This is a genomic window from Paraglaciecola sp. 20A4, assembly GCF_011378905.1.
Lineage (GTDB): Bacteria > Pseudomonadota > Gammaproteobacteria > Enterobacterales > Alteromonadaceae > Paraglaciecola.
On sequence record NZ_WTPY01000019.1, the window covers coordinates 57,747 to 78,670 of the forward strand.

Here is a 20,924-nt window from a genome sequence, read left to right on the forward strand (position 1 = left end):
ATTATATAGAGGTAAAGACTATGGGTATATTCTCTCGTTTCACAGACATAGTGAACTCAAATATCAACGCCATTTTGGATAAAGCTGAAGATCCTGAAAAAATGGTACGCCTAATCATTCAAGAGATGGAAGACACCTTAGTTGAGGTTCGTTCAGCATCAGCGAAAACCATTGCTAATAAAAAAGAAATCACAGGACAAATTGGTAAGTTGCGTAATGAGGGAAGTGATTGGCAGAGTAAAGCTGAGTTAGCGATCAGTAAAGAACGTGAAGACTTAGCCCGAGCAGCATTGCAAGAAAAGAAAAAATGCGATGAGTACGCACTGTCACTAGAAGCTGAATTGAATGCGGTTGATGAGCAAATCAATAAATTGCAAAGTGAAGTGACGCAATTACAAGATAAATTAGCCGATGCAAAAGCACGTCAGAAAACGATTATTATGCGCCAGAAAACAGTGAGTTCACGGTTGGATATTAAGCGCACGTTAAACGATGGTAAAGTGGATGCCGCGATGGGACGTTTTGAGCAGTATGAGCGCAAAATCGATGATCTTGAATCTCAAGTTGATGCATACGACCTAGGTAAGAAAACCTTGGCAGATGAGTTTGCTGACTTAGCGGTTGACGATGAAATTGATGATGCATTAGCGGCACTGAAGAAAAAAATGAAAAAGCAGTCTGTTGACGCTAAAACTCAAGACTAATATCGACTAAAGGAGAAAGGTTGTGGAGGATATCATTGGGATAATTATTGCGCCAATCATCATATTTATGGTGATTGTCGCCCCGATTTGGTTAATTTTGCATTACCGCAGTAAAAAACAGATTAGCCAAGGATTGACTGAAGAGGAATACGCTACATTGCAGGGCTTAGCGGATCAAGCAGACAAAATGGCTGATAGAATACATACGTTAGAGTCTATTTTAGATGCTGAGGCACCCCAGTGGAGAAATAAGGTATGAAAACGCGAGGCGAGTTAACACGGGATCCTGACAAAGGAAAGATTGCAGGGGTATGTGCGGGTGTTGCCGAGTATTTTGGTATCGAGTTATGGCTAGTACGCATTTTAGTGGTGTCAGCTTTCTTCTTAACTGCTGGTACATTTATTGTTGTTAGTTATGTCGCGGCCTGGTTTATTTTAGAAAAGAAATCTACACGCCACGGGCCTTCGCATTTCAAGGGCACAAGCAGCAATCACGGTGAATCTGGAACCAAAGGCAAAGGCTGGCACAACGCAAATGACGACGAAGATGAGAAAGTTAAAGTGAAGTCAAAAGTGTGGCAATCTGGTGAGCCACCCAAGCAAGCATTCGTTGACATTAAGCAGCGCTTTGAAAAAAATGAAGTGCGTTTAAGACAGATTGAAACCTATGTTACATCTGCCCAGTACCAGTTAAATCGAGAGATTAATAACTTATAAATTCAGCAGTTACACCTTAAATCGGCCTAAAGACGTTTTTAAAACGATAGGGCCGATATACTCCCCCTTTGAATTCCACATCTGGACTCCATATAAAATATCTAGCAGCTAATAACATTTGTTGCTCAGCGCTGGACGCACGTCAACTAGGAAGTCGCGATGAAAAAATACTTAAATAGCAATCATTTTATCGACAAAGTAAAACGAAACGTAAAGGTGACCGGAGCTCGGCTTGCTGACAGGCATCTTAATCTCGCTGTTACAGGATTAAGTGGCAGTGGAAAAACAGCGTTTATTACGTCTATTATCAACCAGCTCCTTGAGGCAAATGATAGCGCTGAGTTACCGTTTTTCTCGGTTGTACGTGAAGAGCGTTTATATGGAGTAAAGCGCGAAGCGCAGCCTAATTTAAGTTTGCGCCGGTTTGAGTACGAACGCGCAATGCAGGCACTTAATGCTAATCCACCCGTTTGGCCCGAATCTACTACCGGCATTAGCCAAGTAAGATTACATATTCGATATCGTAAAAATCATGGTTTATCACGTTACATTAGCGAAGATGCAAAGTTGATTTTGGATATCACCGATTACCCCGGAGAATGGTTGCTGGATTTACCATTATTAGAAATGGATTATTTACAATGGTCTGAACATTGCGAGCAAGAAATTCGCTCCAATGAACGACAGCCAATTGCGGCTGAATTTCTTGCGCTGCGAGAAAGCCTAAATTTAGGTGACGTCGGAGACGAGTTGCTGCTTAAAAATATAGCCAGTGTGTATACCGATTATTTACATAAATGCAGAGCTGCTGGTTTTCAGCTATTACAACCAGGGCGTTTTATTTTGCCTGGAGAACTCGCTGGGGCGCCAGTACTAGATTTTTTTCCGCTGTCTGAAGAGCAAATTCAGCAACTGGCGAACAACAATGCTAAAAAGGGTAGTAATAGAGATTTACTCTTTCGGCGCTATGAACATTATCAGGAGCAGGTAGTAAAGCCGTTTTATGTTCAACACTTTAAACGATTTGATCGTCAAGTGGTTTTGGTTGACTGTTTATCTGCATTGAATCATGGCAGTGCTCATTTTAACGATCTACAACGGGCGCTTAATTGGTTGTTAACCAGTTTCGAATACGGTAAATCGAATGTTTTATCTCGTCTTTTTTCACCTAAAATTGATAAATTAATTTTTGCTGCGAGTAAGGCGGATCACGTTACCCCTGATCAGCAAAGCAACCTAGTTAAATTACTTGATTCCATGTTACACAACGCCCGAAAACAGATGCAATTTGATGGTGTATCGACAGAATCAACAGCTATTGCTGCGATTCGGGCGTCTCGGGCAGGAAAGACAGTTCATCAAGGTGAAAATATTCAAATTTTACAAGGTAGCGATCAGGCTGGGGATCCTATCCGGTTATTCCCTGGGGATGTGCCATCTAAATGCCCAGACAATCAATTCTGGCAAAGTCAGGGATTTGATTTTCCTAAATTCGCACCGCCAAACCGAGCTGAAAATCAGGCGCTACCTCATATTCGGATGGATAGAGTCTTGGAATTTATTTTAGGGGATAAAATTCAATGAGCAGTAATCAAGAAAATTCGAAAAATACAGTTGATATAGCAATGAGTAATCCGTCGATTAAATCGAAGATTGTATTGCCTGCCGAATTGGACCCTAATCATGCTGAGAATATTCGCCAAGCAACCCCATTAGATGTGCAAATGGAGTGGCAAGCGCTTGATCAAGAAGAATACTATTTAGAGGAAGCAGACCGAACTGACTCGGGCACAGGGACGATTAAACGCAAACGCTGGATAGGAAAATTTATCGCATGCTTAAGTGTCACTGTGTTGGTGCTTAGTTTTGTCGAGTTGGGCCTTTTTATCCGCGATATGTATCTGCTTAAAGATTGGATAAGTGCCTTGTGGTTAGGAGTAGGGATTTCTATATTCGTGTTGCTGATGGGGGCAATTTATAGCGAGTGGCGGGGCTTACGAAGGCTTAAAAAGCAGAGCGCCTCCCGTCAAACATCCAAGGACTTATATGCTACGCCCGCCATTGGTTTAGCCAAACAACACTGTTTAGACATTGCCGAGACTTTACCGCCTGGATACGAAAATGCGATTGGATTATGGCAACAAAGTATCGATGAGCATCACACCGATAAGGAGGTGTTGAGTTTATTTGAGCAACAAGTTATCGCCAAAGTAGACCAAGAGGCCTTGGCTAAAGTGATGCGTAATGCTGGAGCATCCAGCGTGATGATCGCGGTGAGTCCGTTTGCATTATTGGATATGGCTATTGTGTTGTGGCGTAATATTCGGATGATGCAACAAGTCAGTGAAGTCTATGGGGTACATTTGGGTTATTGGGGACGAGTCGCGTTGATACGTCAGGTTTTTCATAGCATGCTTTATGCAGGAGCGGCTGAGATTATCTCAGATGCTGGTAATTATGCACTGGGCGCCAGCTTAACAGGAAAGCTCTCGACTCGTATCGCTCAGGGTATGGGGGCTGGTGTGTTAACCGCAAGGATTGGCTTAAACGCGATTCATAGTTGTCGACCATTACCATGGTTATCAGTAAAACGACCCGGACTAAATCAACTCAGTAAAAAAATATTGACCGACCTACACAAGCAATTGAAATAAAGACAATATAATTCAAAAGACCAGACGATTATGCCTAACACTTGTAGCCTAATGTTTACGATTTGTGAAATTATTGTTACTGCTGCATGACTTCAGATCTCGCCAGCTTTGGGTAAACTTGGCCCCAAGAATGACTCAAATATGGCAGTTTTGTTATTATGACTACGCAATCGAAATACACCTCTCACACAGCAGATGAAAATGGTTTTGTTCATTGGAGCGATTCTGAAAATAAAATTTGGCAACGCTTAGTCACCCAACAAAAAACATTGCTTAAAGGACGTGCCTGTGAAGAATACATTCGTGGATTAGCATTGTTAAATTTACCAAGTGACCGCGTACCTCAGCTACACGAAATCAATGCGGTGTTAGCTAGCACTACAGGTTGGCAGGTAGTACAAGTCCCGGCACTGATTAATTTTGATTCATTTTTTAAATTATTGGCTAATAAGCAATTTCCAGTTGCCACGTTTATTAGAAATAATGAGGACTTTGAATACTTACAAGAGCCAGATGTTTTTCACGAAATATTTGGTCATTGTCCGTTGTTAACGGATCCTGCATTTGCCCATTTTACCCATACATACGGAAAACTCGGCTATGCCGCCTCACCTAAAGAGCGGCAATATTTAGCTCGCTTATATTGGTTTACCGTGGAATTTGGCTTAGTAAAAACCGCAGGTGGTTTACGAATTTATGGCGGTGGTATTCTTTCATCGAGTAAAGAAACACAATTCGCCTTAGAAAATAACGATGCTATTCGACGAGATATGAACTTGTTAGATGCAATACGAACACCTTACAGAATTGATATTATCCAACCTATTTATTATGTGATTAACTCAATGGCGTCGCTTTTTGATCTGGCGAACTCAAATATTATGCAATTGGTAGAAGAAGGTCAGAGACTTGGATTAACCCCTGCTACATTCGAGCCAAAATCCAATTTGGCAGGTTAGTAATATTTACATTTGGTAACAACCTGCTGTGAAATAAGCCATCTAATAGCCCATTTTTGAGGCTAATTTGATGTGCTGCGCATGCTGATTGTGTAATAATATCTTTACAATAATTTGAAGTAAGAATTTTATGCGTCTGGAAATAAGTTGTCAGGATCGTTTGGGTATCACGCAAGATGTCCTTGACATTTTAGTCAGCCATGAAGTGGATTTACGCGGCATTGAAATCAATGAAATGGGAAAAATATACCTTAGTTTTCCTAATATGGATTTCGAAGATTTTAAACATTTGATGCCAAAAATCAGAAAAATAGAAGGAATCGATGATGTTAAAACGATTCCTTTTATGCCGCTTGAGAGAGAGCAAAACCAACTCCGTGCACTATTACAAACCTTACCAGATCCCGTTTTTTCGGTTGATACCAAGGGGCGCATTTTACTGGTAAATGATGCGGTGACGACGAGTTTAGAGTCTGAGCGCCAAGCGCTAATTGGCGTAGAAATTGATGAGCTGGTGAAGGGGTTCAACACTTTACGTTGGTTGGAAAGTAAACAGCGCAGCAATATTACCCAAAAAGTACGCTTTATAGAGCAAAATTATTTAGCGGATATTCTACCCGTTATGGTTCCTGATTCTGGTGGCGAACCGATTTTAGCTGGTGCGGTTTTTATATTGAAGTCAGAGCAACGCCTAGGGCAACAGCTTACGGTATTCCACGAAGCATCTTTAGACAGTTTTATGTCGATTCAAGCGTCTAGTAAAACCATGAAAAAAGTAATTCGGGAAGCAAAGCGTATGGCAGAACTTGACGGACCCATTATGTTATATGGCGAAACAGGCACCGGCAAAGAACTTATCGCAAATGCCTGTCACGAAGCGAGCCGTCGAAAAGATGCTAAATTTTTAGTTTTAAACTGTGCCTCTTTACCTGACAACGTAGCTGAAACCGAACTATTTGGATACGCTGCTGGCGCATTTGGTCAGACTTCGGGTAGAGAAGGATTACTGGAACTCACCCAAGGCGGCAGTTTATTTTTAGATGAAGTAGGAGACATGTCGCCGCAACTTCAGGCCAAGTTGCTCCGTGTGTTGCAAGACGGTAAATTTAGACGCGTTGGAGATACCAAAGAGGTAAAAGTAGATGTACGTTTTATATGTACTACGCAAAAGGATTTAGCGCAATTGGTGCAAGAAGGACGTTTTCGTGAGGACTTGTATTATAGGCTAAATGTACTGAGCTTGTGGATACCGCCGTTACGGGATCGAAAAATGGATATAATTCCTCTGGCTGAGACATTTTTGAAACAGCACAGTTTGAAGCTTGGACGTAAAGTACCTAAATTAACAAAATCTTGTGTAGATTATATTCAGGCCTATCCGTGGTTTGGCAATGTGCGACAATTAGAAAATGTACTTTACCGAGCAGTTTCGTTACTTGAAGGTGCTGAAATGGGTAAAGAGGATATTCAAATACCCTCTAGCGCTAATAAGATGAGTTTCATAACTGAGAACTTTGAGGGCAGTTTAGATGAAGAAGTTAAACGTTTTGAAAAGAGCATACTGCAACGTCTTTATCCTAGTTATCCTAGTTCTCGTTTATTAGCTAAAAAGCTTGGCTTGAGCCATACCGCTATTGCTAATAAATTACGTGACTATGGGATCAATAAAAAGTCCGTAAAGATTTAGCTACGCTGCTGTAGCGTAAAGCTGACAGAAAAGCTTGAGCAGATGGCGTACTATGCCGTATAAAACGGACATGTTGTTAATGTAAACCTTATGTTACTTATTGCACGGTTTTTCGTTTTTAGATTTCGCTCGCTTCGCCCTATCCAACACATTATTTTTGCGGTTTATTAGTGTTTTAACACAACTAACACCGAGAAAATAATGTGTTCAGACACCCACTACAATCCATTAAATACTGACGGTTTCGAATTCGTTGAATATACGGCTGCAGATCAAAATGGTATTAATGATTTGGCCAAGTTGTTTACATCGTTAGGCTTTGCCGAAGTAGCACAACATCGTTCAAAACGTGTGTGGCTATTTAAGCAGGGCGATATCAATTTTATCATTAATGCTGAGCCAGCCTCGCAAGCTGAAGAGTTTGCTAGGCTTCGCGGACCCAGCGTATGTGGCATGGCATTCAGAGTAAAAGATGCAAAAGTAGCTTTTGAACACGCAATTGAGAACGGCGCGAAACCGTTTAAAGGTAATCTTGGAGCAATGGAGCTTAATATACCTGCTGTTTACGGAATTGGCGAAAGCACGCTTTACTTCGTTGACCGATATGCTGATGACTCAATTTACGAGGTCGACTTTCGATTTTACCCAAATTGGCAGGAAAAAATGCGTCTATGTGACGCAGGACTCCAAACTCTCGACCATCTCACTCACAACGTTAAACGAGGCAACATGGCTGTCTGGGCCAACTTTTATGAGTGCTTAGGTAACTTTAGAGAAATTCGTTATTTTGATATTGAAGGTAAACTGACAGGTCTGGTCAGTAAAGCGATGACGTCGCCTTGTGGAAAAATACGTATTCCCATTAATGAGTCTTCTGATGATAAATCACAAATTGAAGAATTTATTCGTGAATATAATGGCGAAGGAATTCAGCACATTGCATTGTCAACCGAGGATATATACCAAACAGTTAAGACCCTACGTGATATAGGCGTTAAGTTTATGAGTACCCCAAATACCTATTACGCTGGAGTAGATGAACGAGTTTCTGGCCATGGTGAGAACCTGACCACCTTACGGGACTTGGGCATTCTGATTGATGGAGCACCGATGAAGGATGGTATTTTACTGCAAATTTTTACGGATACGGTTATAGGGCCGGTATTTTTTGAAATTATTCAACGTAAAGGGAACGAGGGATTTGGTGAAGGTAACTTCAAAGCTCTTTTTGAGTCAATAGAACAAGACCAGATACGCCGTGGCGTGATTGACGAAAATACAAAGACTGAAGTCGGTTCTCTATAGCGGTTCTGTTTTTTTCAGAGTTAACTGGTGTAGTAGACTGGCATGTGTAATTTTTAATTTGGCCTTGTCGTTGGTGAAGCAGGTGAACCTGCTTCACCAACGAAATCTATTGTTGTTTAATAGGCAGTTCAGTGGTGTTTTTTACCTGCTTCAAGGCAAATGTGGAGCTGAGATGATCCACTAAAGGTAAATGTGTTAATTTTGACTTGAGTAAGTGTTCATATTCTTCAATGCTTTCTACAATCACTTTCAATAGATAGTCTTTTTCACCGCTAGTAGTATGACACTCAACAATTTCATCAATACTTTGGACTGCCTTCTCGAAGTCATTTAATGACTCCCCATCATGGTTTTTTAACGTCACATAAATAAAAACAGAGACGCCTAAATTAAGTTTCTTACTGTTTAGTAAGGTCACTTTTTGCAAAATTATACCGTCTGCTTCCATGCGTTTAACACGTCGCCAACATGGCGTATGGGACAATCCGACCTTTTGGCTTAACTCAGCCATAGAAACGGTAGCATCTTTTTGCATTACTCTTAAAATTTCGCGGTCAAACTTGTCCAATTTCATCATTATTTTTCAATTTATAGCGAAGTAAAATTCGCGGCTAGCATGCTGAAAAATATTATCATTTTCAAGCACAGATATTAGGATGCATATCCTATATTAACTCTGGGATAATGACTACTGTTGCAGTGGGGTAATTACGGGATAATAACATCGCAACGCATGTCCTCTTTGATCTGAGCTAATATAAGCTACGCATTAAAAACCTAACTATGAGAAATAAATGTCTGTTTTTGACCATATCGAATTTGACGAACATGAGCATGTTGCTTTTTGCCACGACAAAGAATCGGGATTAAAAGCGATTATTGCCGTTCATAATAGCTATCTAGGCCCCGCTTTAGGCGGTTGTAGAATGTGGCCTTATGCGAGTTCAGATGAAGCGCTAAATGATGTGCTGAGATTATCAAAAGGTATGACATATAAAGCCGCCATGGCAAATCTTCATCAAGGTGGTGGTAAGGCCGTTATTATTGGTGATCCAAGGGTGCACAAAACCCCCGAAATGTTGAAAGCGATGGGGCGGTTTGTTGAGAGTCTAAATGGTAAGTACATTAGTGCAGAAGATTCAGGAATGTCAGTGAGTGATTTGCAGCTAATGGCACAGGAGTCTACTTATATAGCCGGTACGAAAGCTAGCTATCATTTTGCTGGAGAAGAGGCGGATGGAAATCCTTCACCATCGACTGCATACGGCGTGTTTGTGGGATTAAAGGAATCCGTTAAATATAAATTTGGTACAGACCTGCAAGGTAAAAAAATCGCTATACAAGGATTAGGTCATGTTGGCTATCGTTTAGCAGAGCACTTGCACCGAGAAGGCGCTGAGTTATATGTTGCTGATATATACCCCGAAAACCTTGAGCGAGCAAAAAAACATTTAGATGCTACGGTGGTATCTCCTTATGAAATATTACAATTAGATGTTGATGTTGTGGCGCCTTGCGCAATGGGCGCGATAATTAATCATCAGGCGATAGGTCAATTAAAAGCGAAAGTTATCGCCGGGGCTGCGAATAACCAGTTAGCGACAGATAACCTCGGTGAGTTATTGCGTGAAAAGGGGATTTTGTACGCACCAGATTACGTAATTAACGCGGGAGGCATAATTGATATATATCATCAGCAAATATCGAGTTCAAATGAAGCTCTGAAAACGCATTTAGAGAAAATCGGCCAGACCCTAAATGAAATTTATATGCGCGGGGATGCGCAAAATTTAGCCACAAACATCGTGGCCAATTCGATTGCTGAAGAAAAATTTAAAAAATAGTGTGGAAAAAGGAAACTAATCGCGGATGTGGCTTGCATCTGAATGTAGTTTTGTCATAATGCGCCGCCTAAATGATATCGAATAACATCATCATTTAGGCGAGTTTCTATGGTGGTCCTTTGGTCCCTCCGCAATGATACTCTGTGGACTCGGTCAGGCCTGGAAGGGAGCAGCCGCAGCAGACGACTCATGTGCCGGAATGTGGCTGGAGGACCGCCACCCAATCTTTTCAGACTTTAATTATTATTCTCACTTTTATCTAAAAAGCTTATCGCTTTATTTACAGCATTTTGGGTGTTCATTTCCATTTGCTGACGTTCACTTTGTGCTAAGTAAAATGACATATCGACTTCGTAACGAATGTAACGAGGAGGGAGTTGATTAAGCGCTAAACAACAAAGATCAGCAATGTAATCTTCCTCTTTATGTAAAGGCAAGTTTAACTGTGCAATATGGGCAAGCACCAAATGCTCATAGTAATTATGAATATCATCATCAAGTTTCATTTCAATCTCCACTTTTCTTGTTGAAAGCAAACGTAGCATTTAGCGCCGATATTTACTAAGTTTTTGGTAAGACATACAACATAACGACACTTAGCGTATTTCACTTAGAAAAATTTTAACCTAACTAAGCATTACTCGACACAACTTACTCCTACTTTATTCATCGAGAAATTCAGGCGAATTTGAAGGTATTGGAAGTCTCCCTAATGACCTTGACTAGGGATTAGCTGACAATCATCAAACACCAATATACGTGCGTCTAAGTGCGTCAATGCGCTTTTAAGCTTCCAACTTAGTGATTGACTAATAGGCGCTCTCATAAATGAGCGCCTTTTTTTGACTGATATTTGGAAAGGTAATATTAGTAATTTCTAACGTTGGTCTTTTATTAGTTTATGCCATGTGCAAAATATGGCGGTCTCCCACATGACGTTGTTTCATAACTACTGTTTATCAAGTTATATAATCAAATCCCCGCCCACTTTTGTAAATAATTCGTGACTAATTAGCGATATTTTTTGTTACATCTAATTGAACTTTTAAATATTCTTAAGTTTGATAGGTTGACCAACGTACTATCGTATGGATATTATGGATAAGAGGTTCACTACCTTTACTTAATAAAAAATCGCATTAGCGAATAAACACTAAACACATATAGTGGTCCAGGGAGACATACATGTTTACAAACTCAAAGTTGACGAAGTCGATTCGTATGGCTATGGCAGTTGGTGCCGTAACAGCCATTTCATCAGGTAATATACACGCTCAAGAAACTGCTAGTGCGGGTGACCAAGCTTCAATTGAAAAAATTCAAGTAACGGGTTCGCGGATTCAGCGCGCTAACATGGTTAGTGCTAGTCCAGTTACTGAAATTTCAGCTGCTGACATTAAAGTCAGTGGTATTACTCGCGTAGAAGATATCTTAAACGATATGCCAGCAGTTTTTGCTGGACAAACTTCGGGTACAGCAAACGGCGCGACTGGTACTGCAACAATCGATTTACGTAATCTTGGTCCTGAGCGTACGCTTGTTCTTCAAAACGGTCGTCGTTTACCATCTGGTTCACCTTCTGCTGGTGGTATTAGCGCTGATGTTAACCAAATTCCAGCTGCGTTGATTGAACGTATCGAAGTATTGACGGGTGGTTCATCAGCAACTTACGGTTCTGATGCGGTTGCAGGTGTCGTTAACTTTATTCTAAAAGATGACTTCGAAGGTTTCTCCTTTGACTATCAACACAGCTTTTACCAACACGACAATGATAACTCAGGTATTCAAGACCTAGTATCAGGCTCTGGTTTCCCAGTTGCTAACGGAAATGTTGATGACGGTAACGCTAACGATTTTTCGTTCTTGTTTGGTGCTAATACCGCTGATGGCCGAGGAAACGTTACCATGTACGGTACGTTCCGAGATATTCAAGCCGTCGTTCAATCTTCACGTGACTTCAGCTCTTGTGCAATAAATGGTTCACCTGATGATATGGCATGTGGTGGTTCAAGTACGACTCCTCTAGGTCGTTTCACTGATTTTGACACCTTTAACTACCAATTAAGTGGTGAAGAGTTTGTACCCTTTACTGACCTATATAACTATGGCCCGTTAAACTATTTCCAACGCCCGGATGAACGTAAAACATTTGGCGCAATGGGTCATTATGAAGTTAATGAGCATGCTGAGGTTTATGCAGAACTAAGTTACATGGATGACCGCAGTGTTGCGCAAATTGCACCATCAGGTAACTTCTTTAGTACAGACCGACTGTTCTGTGGTAACCCGTATCTTTCAGATCAGCAATTTGACGCAACTTGTGGTGCTGCTGGTCTGACTGAATCAGATTATTATGAAGGTTTTTACATCGGTCGTCGAAATGTTGAAGGCGGTCCTCGTCAAGATGATCTTCGTCATACGTCATTGCGTGGTGTGTTAGGTGTTCGTGGGATCATTGATGAAAATTGGTCTTATGATGTTTTCGCTAACTACGGAACAGTTTCTTATCTTGAAACTTATCGTAATGAGCTGTCTGTCGATCATATGAAGAAATCGTTAGACGCGCGAACTGATCCTGATTCTGGTGAAGTAGTATGTGCATCTGTGCTGGACGGCAGTGATCCAAGCTGTGTTCCATGGAATATCTTCAGTGAAGGTGGTGTCACTGATGAAGCATTAGCTTATTTAATTAAACCTCTTTATTCACGTGGCGACACTAAATCTACTCAAGTTAGTGGTTATGTAACGGGTGATTTAACTGACGCAGGTGTTGTAGTTCCTGGAACATCGACTGGTGTTGGTGTTGTTGCTGGTTTGGAATATCGTAAAGAGCAACTTATTCTTGAACCAGATTTTGGCTTCATATCTGGTGACGGCGCAGGTCAGGGCGGTCCTACAGCGGGTGTTCGCGGTGATTTTAGCGTAAAAGAAATATTCGGTGAATTAAACGTACCGTTATTAGAAGGTAAAGAGTTTGCTGAAGAACTAACATTAGAACTAGCATATCGTTATTCTGATTACTCTACTGATAAAACAACGAATACATACAAATATGCGATGAACTGGGGTATTAACGACCAAGCACGTGTTAGAGCTAGTTTTCAGCGTGCTGTAAGAGCCGGTAACATTCGTGAGTTGTTCCGTCCTTCTTCTCTTGGTTTATTTAACATGGATATTGATCCATGTGGTGTTGACGGTGGCTTTACGTTAGACCAGTGTCTTAATACAGGTTTGACTGAAGCTCAGTACCAAACTAGCGCGCTTGAAAGCCCAGCTGGTCAGTACAACAGTATTACTGGCGGAAATACTGAAGTAAATCCTGAAGAGTCTGACACATTCTCTTTCGGTGTTGCTTTATCGCCAGACTTCTTGCCGGGTTTCACTCTTAACATTGATTATTTCAAAATTGAAGTTAAAGATGCAATTTCATCAATTCCTGAAACAACAATACTTCAGTTGTGTGGTGACACCGGTAACTCTGCGTACTGTGATCTAATTAATCGTGGCCCTAATGGTAACTTATGGGTAGGTACATCTTCTATCACAGCTACCGATTTGAACATCGGTTACTTGAAAACGGAAGGTGTTGATTTTGATGCTAACTACGAGATGGACCTAGGTGAAGGTGGCGAGCTTAGACTTGGATTTATCGCAACGTTACTTGACTCTTTAGCGACACAATCTATTCCTGGTGGCGACATCGACGAGTGTGCTGGCTTCTGGGACAGAACAGTATGTGGTCAACCGACTCCAGAATGGCGTCATAATTTCAAAGCGACGTGGGTTTCTCCTTGGGACGTAAATGTTACGGCCACATGGAGACACATGTCTGAAGTTAATGAATATGAAGGTGTTGGTCAAGAAGCTGGACCTGGCAAAATTGACGCGCAGAACTATTTAGATTTGAGCGCCAACTGGCAGGCACACGAAAACGTTAGCTTACGCCTAGGTGTGAATAACATTTTAGACCGCGATCCACCTATCATTGTGAACGCTCCTTCTGGAACTGGTAATGGTAATACGTTCCCTGGATTCTACGACGCATTAGGTCGTTATGTATTTGGTGGCGTTACAGTTACTTTCTAATATTTAATTAGATTAATAAAAGGTCGGCTATTAAGCCGACCTTTTTTTTACGCTTTATTCGTCTATTTGATAAATAATATTGAGAGGGACGTCTTGGAAATTCCAGACCTAGATAACGTAATTGGTTTATTTCGAGCCAATAAGTTTAATGAAGCCAAAGAGGCTTGTTTAACCTTATTGAACGAAGGTAAAGTTGAAAAGGAGCCTTTATATATCATCTTGCTAGAGCTTGAGAATATGCAAGCAGACTATCCTTTTTCGTTAGAATACTATGATCATCTGATTGCGTTATTTCCTGACGAGTTAACTTACTATTCAGAGAAAGCCGACTTACTCAGAAAATTGTCAAAGCCAGAGGCAGGAATTGCATGCTACGAGCAATTTATATCTAGAAATCCATCAAATGCTAATGCTAGATATAATTTTGCTCTGTTTCTGAAAAAAGAAGGGCAAAGCGAGCGAGCAATAGCAAACTATTTGCGTGCCATTGAGTTTCATATCAATGACCCTGAAGAGGTTTATTTAAACATAGGCGTGCTCTATTCAGACCTCCATGATACCGATAACGCAATAAAATATTACTCCAATGCGTTAGCTATAAATTCACACTATGTACCCGTTTTGTATAACCTAGGGGGAATACATGAGGAGTTAGGCGAAAAAGAAATTGCCATTGAATACTATATGAAAATATTGGCCATTGAGCCCAGCAATATCAACACTTTATCGAGGCTTGTGTACGCTAAGAACGACTTGTCACTGGAAAGTAAAGAGGTGTATAAACTCAAATCTTATACTGATACCGTCAGTTATACTGCTAAAAATTCCGATACGTTAGAAACGGCTCTTTTTGCGCTTGGTAAGGTCCATGATGAAAGAAGAGATTATCCAAAGGCTTTTTACTATTACACAAGAGCCAACGAACTAGGTGACCAGCGGATGAGTCCCTATAATCCTAATGAAGTAAGTGGTGATACAAGGCTATTAGCAGCAAATTTTACGACATCGTGGCTTCAAAAGAATAGTATCAATAATGACTATCAACCAATTTTTGTGTGCGGCATGTTCAGAAGCGGTTCAACGCTAGTAGAGAGTATATTGTCTGAACACCCTCAACTCAGCTCAGGGGGGGAGTTAAGTTTATTAAATAAATGTATTAATGATGCAAAAAAAAGCAAAAATTCATTAAGTCCGAAAGATTATGGTGTAATCGCTGATAATTATAAAAAGCAGATAAGCAAACTATTTGGAACGCACAAAGTCGTGGTTGATAAAAGTTTGGATAATTTTAAAAATATAGGTTTGATAAAAGCTATTTTCCCCAAAGCAAAAATAATATGTACGGATAGAAACCCTTTGGACATATGTGTATCCATCTATTTTCAACAATTGGGTTCTTCGTTAAACTATTCTACAAAATTACATAATATTGCACATTATTACATGGAATATAAAAAAATATTAAAGTATTGGTTGAAAACGTTTCCGGGTGAAATTTTTACCGTGAATTATGAGCAACTGATTGAAAAGCCTACAGACGTCTGCTCAAGTCTATTTCATTATTGTGATTTAGAGTGGAGAGACGTTTATTTAGATTTCCATAAGTCAAACAAGCTAGTTAAAACGGCCAGCATTTGGCAAGTAAGACAACCATTGCAAAAGTTACCGTCCCGGAGTCAGAATTATCAGTCCCAAATTAAAGAAATCGAAGATTTATTAGCGCGACACTATTGATTCAAATTAAAAATAAGAAATATGATTTTTCATGCATAAAATTAAATTTCCAACGATATTAATGACAGTCTGCCTTGCAGTATTGTTGTTTGCATTAGGAAATAATAATATGACAGGGGAAATTCATTATAATTAAATAAAAAGTTTATAAAAAGGGAACACTCATGAGCATAAGAAAAATTATTTTTGTTGGCTGCATCGCATTTCTTTCAGCCTGCAGCACTAACAACAATGAAAGTGTCAATGAAAGCGGATCTAAAGATGCAGTTAGCGAAGCAGGTGAAACAACTGCAGCTAATAACCGTGGCGATTTAAGATGTAAAAACGTAACGGTTACCGGCAGTCGGTTCCCTGTTCGCAGATGCACTACCGCCGCTCAACGAGCTAGGGAGCTAGACGATGCTAAAAAAGTACTGAATGACGCTCGTAACAATGTCGGTGCACAAAACTAAGCTGATGCAGATTCTGTGGGCACATACGCTTTATGATTAGTCGTTAATCAAGTCTAATCGCCCAGACCTGAACTAATAGTGCGCATTTGTAAATAGTGCTGTTAGCGTAGGTCTGAGCACAATTATTGTATAGGAAACGTTACTCGCGAAGGGTTATAAATAAATTAGGTGCTTAGTTATTTATGTTACCTATGTTTTTTACGCAGGCGTTACTTCGTTCACATTGAAATCTCAACTGACCAAGCAAATGGTTCAGTCTCCTGATTTATTGACATTTTTCTGCGAACGATTTTATTAAAACCTTTTGCTTTGAATGCAATTAGGGCTTTATCTAGTGACGACTCACTTAAGGCACTTTCGCTCATCGATGACATTCGAGCGCGGTAATTATTAAGCTCTTCTTCCATGTTGTTCAACCATTGAATAATAGCAATGGTTTCGAATCTCGTTAAGTTTTCATACATGTAGCATGTATCGTTATATAACCTAAGAAGTAATCCTCCCATTAACTTTGGTTGCTCTGATATGGCGTGTGACAAAAGTGACAAAATATTCGTAAAGGTCATTTCAAGATGCTTTAAATGCACATCAGGCTTTCCAGTCAAGTTGGCATACAAGACTAATTGAGCGTACCTAAAAAACTCGATATCAGATAAAAAGTCTACAGCTTTTAAATTATTCGTACATTCAATATGTAGGGCTCCGTATTTGTAATGCAGTATCCCTATAAATTTCCCGCTCTTTTTCAATACGCGACTACACTCAAAAAAAGCATCGTGTCCAGCGTATTCAATACCAAATTGGCTTATTACTAAGTCAAAGGAGTTGGCGAAAAAAGGTAGATTGGCACAATCAGCTCGCACCACATCACTCGTTGGATAGGCAGATTTTATTTGTTGAAGAGCAGTCTTAGATAGGTCGACAGAGTAATATTGCATTTCATAGTCAGTTTGAGGCTGACTCTTTCTTACCACTTCTAAGAGCGCTCCGGGACCTGATGCTAAATCGAGTACTCGCTTATTATTAAAAGTAGAAGCGCCTAGAGTGGATAACCAATGACGTTCAATCACGCGATCGTGTATTGCGTCGGCAGAATGAGCAGCTCTGTCGCTGGTTTTACGCCAATGGTTGTCCCATTCATTAGTCAGCGATGAATTTTGTGTACTCACAGTATTTAACATCAAGAGACTCATTTACTAATTGCACAAACAAATAAATCTTAATTAATTTCAACGGCTAATAGTAATCACAAATTCATCACAAAATATAAACGTAATAGGTACAAGTTGCTAAGGGTGACTGGGGTTGAGGTGCTTAAATGACGTTGTATGAAATATAATTTTATTATTAAGTTACGACTAGCAGGTGAATAACTATAAATTAATATCTCGTTTTTTCCGATTCTTATAACTATTTACGTTTTTTTTGTATGAAATTTAGCCTTGCGAGGGTGTGGGAGCCAAATTTTGTTTGAAAATTAACAATATCTTTAAAAGATAGATAAATGTTAATGTATTTTGGTAATACACTTTGTGACGTATTATGTATGTGCTGCCTTGACAATTCGCAGGGTTCCGTGTGAATATCTTGAAGTCTTAGTGTTAATTTTCATTAGTACTAAGCCCCTAAAACTTATAAAGCTTAGAAGCCCCTTGCGACGTTTTTTTACCCGTCGGCGAGGATCCAAAACAAGAAAATTGGTTGGGAATTATGTCCAAAATGAGCAAGAGAAACCTTATTGCTTCTACCGTTATCGGTGCACTAGCACTCGGTAGTAGTGCTGTTGTCTCTGCAGATTCGTTGAATGACCTTCATCAAGAAGAAGCGAAGATTCACGTAGATGCAGCGAAATCTCAAGAAAAAATTAATAAACTGTACGAGCAATCGTTAGACATCTTTTCTGAATATCGCCAAGTCGTTGATGAAACAGAAAATTTGAAGGTTTATAACGACTATCTCGCAACATTAGTTGCTGACCAAGGCCGCGGTATCGATTCTCTTCAACGTCAAATCGACGGTATTGAAGGCGTTAAACGTGGTGTTGTTCCATTAATGTTCAGAATGATCGACAGCTTAGAACAGTTCATCGAGCTAGATATTCCAATTAACCTTGAAGAGCGTCATGCGCGTGTTGAGCGTCTTCGTGACATTATGGGCAACTCTAACGTAACAACGTCAGAGCAGTTCCGTCAGGTAATCGAAGCATATCAAATCGAAAATGAATACGGTCGCGGAATTCGTTCTTATCAAGGCAAACTTGATTATGAAGGAACTGATATTACGGTTGATTTCTTTAATCTAGGTCGTACTGCTTTAGCAGCGCTTTCTTTAGATCAGAAAAACGCTTGGGTGTGGGACAACGATGCAAGAGCATGGCAGAAACTAGGTGATGAATACCTAAGTTCTGTTATCAAGGCTGTGCGTATGGCCAACAAACTCGTGCCAGCTGACCTTATTAAACTACCCATCAAAGCTGCGGAGTAATATCGATGAAAACAATCTATAAATCAGTATTAGCTGCAGCATCGGTAGCGTTATTCGCATCTTCTGTTCATGCGGCAACATCTCTTGAAGACTTGTTGAAAGAAGTCAAGAGTAATCGTGTGTCTGAAGCGCGTATCAACAAAGATCGTGAAGCAGAATTTCAATCAGCCCGTGCAGATAAACAAGCACTTTTAAGAAAAGCGCAAGCCTCTCTTAAAGCCGAGCAAACTCGCGGTGATAACCTAACGAAGAAATACTCTGAAAATGAAGTTGCATTAGCAGAGAAAGAGCAAGAACTTAATCAAGCAACAGGTACGCTTGGCGAGATGTTTGGTGTGGTTCGTCAAGCATCATCAGAAGCTTTTGGTCAAATTTCGACTTCAATCGTTAGTGCTGAATTCCCAGGTCGTGGTAAATTCTTGAAAAACATGTCAGAAGAGTCGAAAGGCCTTCCTAACATTCAAGAATTAGAAGATTTGTGGTTTGCATTACAAACTGAAATGACTGAATCAGGTCAGGTTTCACGTTTTCAAACTGAAGTTATCAGCTTAGACGGTGGTTCAACTACTCAAGAAGTCGTGCGTGTTGGTACGTTCAACTTAGTCGGTGAGCAGGGCTATTTAGTTTATGATGATGAGAATGAAATTGTACAACCTCTTGGTCGTCAACCAGATGGTTACCTAGTTGATTCTGCCGAAGAATTGTTATCTGCTAAATCTGGTCTTGTACCTTTTTATGCTGACCCTTCTAGCGGTGGTATTCTTGGTTTGCTTAAAGAAAAAGCAACTATGATGGAACGTTACCATGCGGGTGGTGTAGTTGGTTACGTTATTACTGTTATGTTAGCGATTGGTTTGCTTATCGGTCTTTATAAGCTTATCACATTGACTATTATCAGCGGTAAAATGCGTTCACAGCTTAATAACACTGGCAATCCGTCAAGCAGTAATCCTCTTGGCCGTATTCTTCAAGTTTACAAAGATAACAAAACGTCTGACGTTGAGAATCTAGAGCTTAAACTCGATGAAGCCATTCTTAAAGAGCTGCCAAGCATCGAAAGCGGCATCAACATTATCAAGATATTCGCAGCTATCGCTCCGTTACTTGGTTTGTTAGGTACTGTTTTGGGTATGATCATGACTTTCCAACAAATTACATTGTTCGGTACAGGTGACCCAAGATTGATGGCTGGTAGTATTTCAATGGCATTGGTAACGACTGCTCAAGGTATTATTGCAGCACTACCATTGATTCTAATGCACAGCATTGTTGCTGGTCGCAGCAAATCAATTGTCCATATCCTAGATGAGCAGACTGCAGGCATTATTGCTGCACACGCTGAGACGGAGAAAGCATAAGATGTTATACCTGATAGAACTATGGGAGTCTGTCAGGGACTTTATCGCTGCCGGCGGTGACGTATTATACGTTGTCGCCCTAGCGCTCTTCTTAATGTGGGTTTTGATGATAGAGCGTTATTGGTATTTATCTTCCGTTTTTCCTAAAATGAGAAAAGAAATTGTCTCAAATTGGGATGCTCGAGAAGATACTACCTCTTGGTATGCGCATAGAATCCGTGACGCATGGATTTCGCAAGCATCCGATGGACTTAGTGCAAGAATGGTGTTGATAAAGACACTTGTTGCTATGTGTCCTTTAATCGGCCTTTTAGGAACGGTTACTGGAATGATCGGTGTTTTCGAAACGATGGCAACACAAGGCACTGGTAATCCGCGTCTTATGGCTGCTGGTATATCAATGGCTACGATTCCAACGATGGCTGGGATGGTCGCTGCTTTATCTGGTGTGTTTTTTAGTTCTCGTCTTGAGTCGAGAGTTAAAATGGCAAAAGAAAAGCTAGTTGACAGTTTGCCCCATCATTAGAGAGAGGAATTTATGGCTCGCAAAGTACGTGTTGAAGAAGAAGATGCTGCGATAGACATGACGCCGATGTTAGACATCGTGTTTATCATGCTGATTTTCTTTATTGTAACGACTGTTTTCGTCAAAGAGGCGGGCATCGAGGTTAACAAACCAGGTGCATCGCAAGCTATTATGCCTAAGAACGCCAATATCTTTATCGCAATCACAGAAGACGGTAACGTCTGGATGGATAAGCGCGAAATCGATGTTGATAGTGTTCGCGCTAACTTAGAACGTTTGTTAGCCGAACAGCCTTCTGATGTCGTAATTGTTCAAGCTGACGAAAATGCAGAATATGGCGTGGTGATCGAAGTAATGGATCAAATCAAATCTGCAGGTATAGATCGTATTTCTATTGCTGCTAAGGGGAGCTAA

General features: G+C 40.4%; 19 protein-coding genes and 1 other RNA gene. 17 read left to right on the plus strand and 3 right to left on the minus strand.

Annotated elements, in window-relative coordinates; translation table 11 throughout:
- Positions 1–20 precede the first annotated feature (20 nt).
- The 8 genes from pspA to hppD all read left to right on the plus strand — a co-directional run bounded on the left by pspA (position 21) and on the right by hppD (position 8,026).
- The gene (pspA, locus tag GQS54_RS15890; protein WP_166424948.1) at positions 21–704 is read left to right on the plus strand and encodes a phage shock protein PspA; all 684 of its coding nucleotides are present in this window, start codon (positions 21–23) and stop codon (positions 702–704) included.
- Positions 705–726: 22 nt separating this feature from the next.
- On the plus strand, positions 727–963 hold the full coding sequence (gene pspB / locus GQS54_RS15895) for an envelope stress response membrane protein PspB (RefSeq protein WP_166424949.1): 237 nt from the start codon (positions 727–729) through the stop codon (positions 961–963).
- Positions 960–1,421, plus strand: coding sequence for an envelope stress response membrane protein PspC (pspC, locus tag GQS54_RS15900; protein ID WP_166424950.1), 462 nt, complete (start codon positions 960–962; stop codon positions 1,419–1,421). Before pspB ends, pspC begins: the two co-directional genes overlap by 4 nt.
- 159 nt (positions 1,422–1,580) lie before the next feature.
- Entirely contained in the window at positions 1,581–3,005 is a 1,425-nt protein-coding gene (locus tag GQS54_RS15905; RefSeq protein ID WP_166424951.1) for a YcjX family protein, read from the plus strand.
- Complete coding sequence (locus tag GQS54_RS15910; RefSeq protein ID WP_166424952.1) at positions 3,002–4,075, plus strand: TIGR01620 family protein; 1,074 nt, start codon at positions 3,002–3,004, stop codon at positions 4,073–4,075. The genes GQS54_RS15905 and GQS54_RS15910 overlap by 4 nt, the downstream gene beginning before the upstream one ends.
- Before the next feature lie 158 nt (positions 4,076–4,233).
- Positions 4,234–5,034 carry a phenylalanine 4-monooxygenase gene (gene phhA / locus GQS54_RS15915; protein WP_166424953.1) on the plus strand — a complete coding sequence of 267 codons (801 nt, stop codon included), beginning with the start codon at positions 4,234–4,236 and terminating at the stop codon, positions 5,032–5,034.
- 130 nt (positions 5,035–5,164) lie between these two features.
- Positions 5,165–6,721, plus strand: a complete 1,557-nt coding sequence (gene tyrR, locus GQS54_RS15920) for a transcriptional regulator TyrR (RefSeq protein WP_166424954.1) — start codon at positions 5,165–5,167, stop codon at positions 6,719–6,721.
- A 201-nt stretch (positions 6,722–6,922) separates the two neighbouring features.
- Positions 6,923–8,026: a 4-hydroxyphenylpyruvate dioxygenase gene (gene hppD, locus GQS54_RS15925; RefSeq protein WP_166424955.1), complete on the plus strand. Its 1,104-nt coding sequence runs from the start codon at positions 6,923–6,925 to the stop codon at positions 8,024–8,026.
- A gap of 106 nt (positions 8,027–8,132) precedes the next feature.
- Here hppD and GQS54_RS15930 read toward each other — a convergent pair whose 3' ends face one another.
- Positions 8,133–8,600, minus strand: a complete 468-nt coding sequence (locus tag GQS54_RS15930; RefSeq protein WP_158772279.1) for an Lrp/AsnC family transcriptional regulator — start codon at positions 8,598–8,600, stop codon at positions 8,133–8,135.
- A 220-nt stretch (positions 8,601–8,820) separates the two neighbouring features.
- Between GQS54_RS15930 and GQS54_RS15935 the strand changes: the two genes are divergently transcribed.
- Both GQS54_RS15935 and ffs read left to right on the plus strand, forming a co-directional pair.
- Positions 8,821–9,870 (plus strand): Glu/Leu/Phe/Val dehydrogenase, encoded by a 1,050-nt coding sequence (locus GQS54_RS15935; protein ID WP_166424956.1) that lies wholly within the window; start codon positions 8,821–8,823, stop codon positions 9,868–9,870.
- Positions 9,871–9,987: 117 nt separating this feature from the next.
- An RNA gene (gene ffs, locus GQS54_RS15940) (signal recognition particle sRNA small type) lies at positions 9,988–10,084 on the plus strand.
- 22 nt (positions 10,085–10,106) lie between these two features.
- Here the strand turns inward: ffs and GQS54_RS15945 are convergent.
- Complete coding sequence (locus tag GQS54_RS15945) at positions 10,107–10,376, minus strand: late competence development ComFB family protein (protein WP_166424957.1); 270 nt, start codon at positions 10,374–10,376, stop codon at positions 10,107–10,109.
- Between the two features lie 679 nt (positions 10,377–11,055).
- Here GQS54_RS15945 and GQS54_RS15950 point away from each other — a divergent pair.
- From GQS54_RS15950 to GQS54_RS15960, 3 genes are all read left to right on the plus strand, one after another.
- Positions 11,056–13,956 carry a TonB-dependent receptor gene (locus tag GQS54_RS15950; RefSeq protein ID WP_166424958.1) on the plus strand — a complete coding sequence of 967 codons (2,901 nt, stop codon included), beginning with the start codon at positions 11,056–11,058 and terminating at the stop codon, positions 13,954–13,956.
- 93 nt (positions 13,957–14,049) lie between these two features.
- Positions 14,050–15,690, plus strand: a complete 1,641-nt coding sequence (locus GQS54_RS15955) for a sulfotransferase (protein ID WP_166424959.1) — start codon at positions 14,050–14,052, stop codon at positions 15,688–15,690.
- A 164-nt stretch (positions 15,691–15,854) separates the two neighbouring features.
- Positions 15,855–16,142 carry a hypothetical protein gene (locus GQS54_RS15960; protein ID WP_166424960.1) on the plus strand — a complete coding sequence of 96 codons (288 nt, stop codon included), beginning with the start codon at positions 15,855–15,857 and terminating at the stop codon, positions 16,140–16,142.
- Between the two features lie 218 nt (positions 16,143–16,360).
- Here the strand turns inward: GQS54_RS15960 and GQS54_RS15965 are convergent, their stop codons facing one another.
- Positions 16,361–17,323, minus strand: a complete 963-nt coding sequence (locus tag GQS54_RS15965) for a class I SAM-dependent methyltransferase (protein ID WP_166424961.1) — start codon at positions 17,321–17,323, stop codon at positions 16,361–16,363.
- Positions 17,324–17,861: 538 nt separating this feature from the next.
- Here GQS54_RS15965 and GQS54_RS15970 point away from each other — a divergent pair.
- From GQS54_RS15970 to GQS54_RS15985, 4 genes are read left to right on the plus strand one after another with little or no spacing between them, the layout of a single operon-like run.
- Positions 17,862–18,626, plus strand: a complete 765-nt coding sequence (locus GQS54_RS15970; RefSeq protein ID WP_166424962.1) for a DUF3450 domain-containing protein — start codon at positions 17,862–17,864, stop codon at positions 18,624–18,626.
- Positions 18,627–18,631: 5 nt separating this feature from the next.
- A complete protein-coding gene (locus GQS54_RS15975; RefSeq protein ID WP_166424963.1) occupies positions 18,632–19,984 on the plus strand; it encodes a MotA/TolQ/ExbB proton channel family protein in 1,353 nt (450 codons plus the stop codon).
- A gap of 1 nt (position 19,985) precedes the next feature.
- Positions 19,986–20,510 (plus strand): MotA/TolQ/ExbB proton channel family protein, encoded by a 525-nt coding sequence (locus GQS54_RS15980; protein WP_166424964.1) that lies wholly within the window; start codon positions 19,986–19,988, stop codon positions 20,508–20,510.
- A 12-nt stretch (positions 20,511–20,522) separates the two neighbouring features.
- Positions 20,523–20,924, plus strand: coding sequence for a biopolymer transporter ExbD (locus GQS54_RS15985; RefSeq protein ID WP_158770687.1), 402 nt, complete (start codon positions 20,523–20,525; stop codon positions 20,922–20,924).

Bases quoted from the DNA above. Each gene is read 5' to 3' on its own strand.
- pspA (WP_166424948.1), top strand. From the start codon at position 21: ATGGGTATATTCTCTCGTTTCACAGACATAGTGAACTCAAATATCAAC.
- pspC (WP_166424950.1), top strand. From the start codon at position 960: ATGAAAACGCGAGGCGAGTTAACACGGGATCCTGACAAAGGAAAGATT.
- GQS54_RS15905 (WP_166424951.1), top strand. From the start codon at position 1,581: ATGAAAAAATACTTAAATAGCAATCATTTTATCGACAAAGTAAAACGA.
- GQS54_RS15910 (WP_166424952.1), top strand. From the start codon at position 3,002: ATGAGCAGTAATCAAGAAAATTCGAAAAATACAGTTGATATAGCAATG.
- phhA (WP_166424953.1), top strand. From the start codon at position 4,234: ATGACTACGCAATCGAAATACACCTCTCACACAGCAGATGAAAATGGT.
- tyrR (WP_166424954.1), top strand. From the start codon at position 5,165: ATGCGTCTGGAAATAAGTTGTCAGGATCGTTTGGGTATCACGCAAGAT.
- hppD (WP_166424955.1), top strand. From the start codon at position 6,923: ATGTGTTCAGACACCCACTACAATCCATTAAATACTGACGGTTTCGAA.
- GQS54_RS15930 (WP_158772279.1), bottom strand. From the start codon at position 8,600: ATGAAATTGGACAAGTTTGACCGCGAAATTTTAAGAGTAATGCAAAAA.
- GQS54_RS15935 (WP_166424956.1), top strand. From the start codon at position 8,821: ATGTCTGTTTTTGACCATATCGAATTTGACGAACATGAGCATGTTGCT.
- GQS54_RS15945 (WP_166424957.1), bottom strand. From the start codon at position 10,376: ATGAAACTTGATGATGATATTCATAATTACTATGAGCATTTGGTGCTT.
- GQS54_RS15950 (WP_166424958.1), top strand. From the start codon at position 11,056: ATGTTTACAAACTCAAAGTTGACGAAGTCGATTCGTATGGCTATGGCA.
- GQS54_RS15960 (WP_166424960.1), top strand. From the start codon at position 15,855: ATGAGCATAAGAAAAATTATTTTTGTTGGCTGCATCGCATTTCTTTCA.
- GQS54_RS15965 (WP_166424961.1), bottom strand. From the start codon at position 17,323: ATGTTAAATACTGTGAGTACACAAAATTCATCGCTGACTAATGAATGG.
- GQS54_RS15970 (WP_166424962.1), top strand. From the start codon at position 17,862: ATGAGCAAGAGAAACCTTATTGCTTCTACCGTTATCGGTGCACTAGCA.
- GQS54_RS15975 (WP_166424963.1), top strand. From the start codon at position 18,632: ATGAAAACAATCTATAAATCAGTATTAGCTGCAGCATCGGTAGCGTTA.
- GQS54_RS15980 (WP_166424964.1), top strand. From the start codon at position 19,986: ATGTTATACCTGATAGAACTATGGGAGTCTGTCAGGGACTTTATCGCT.
- GQS54_RS15985 (WP_158770687.1), top strand. From the start codon at position 20,523: ATGGCTCGCAAAGTACGTGTTGAAGAAGAAGATGCTGCGATAGACATG.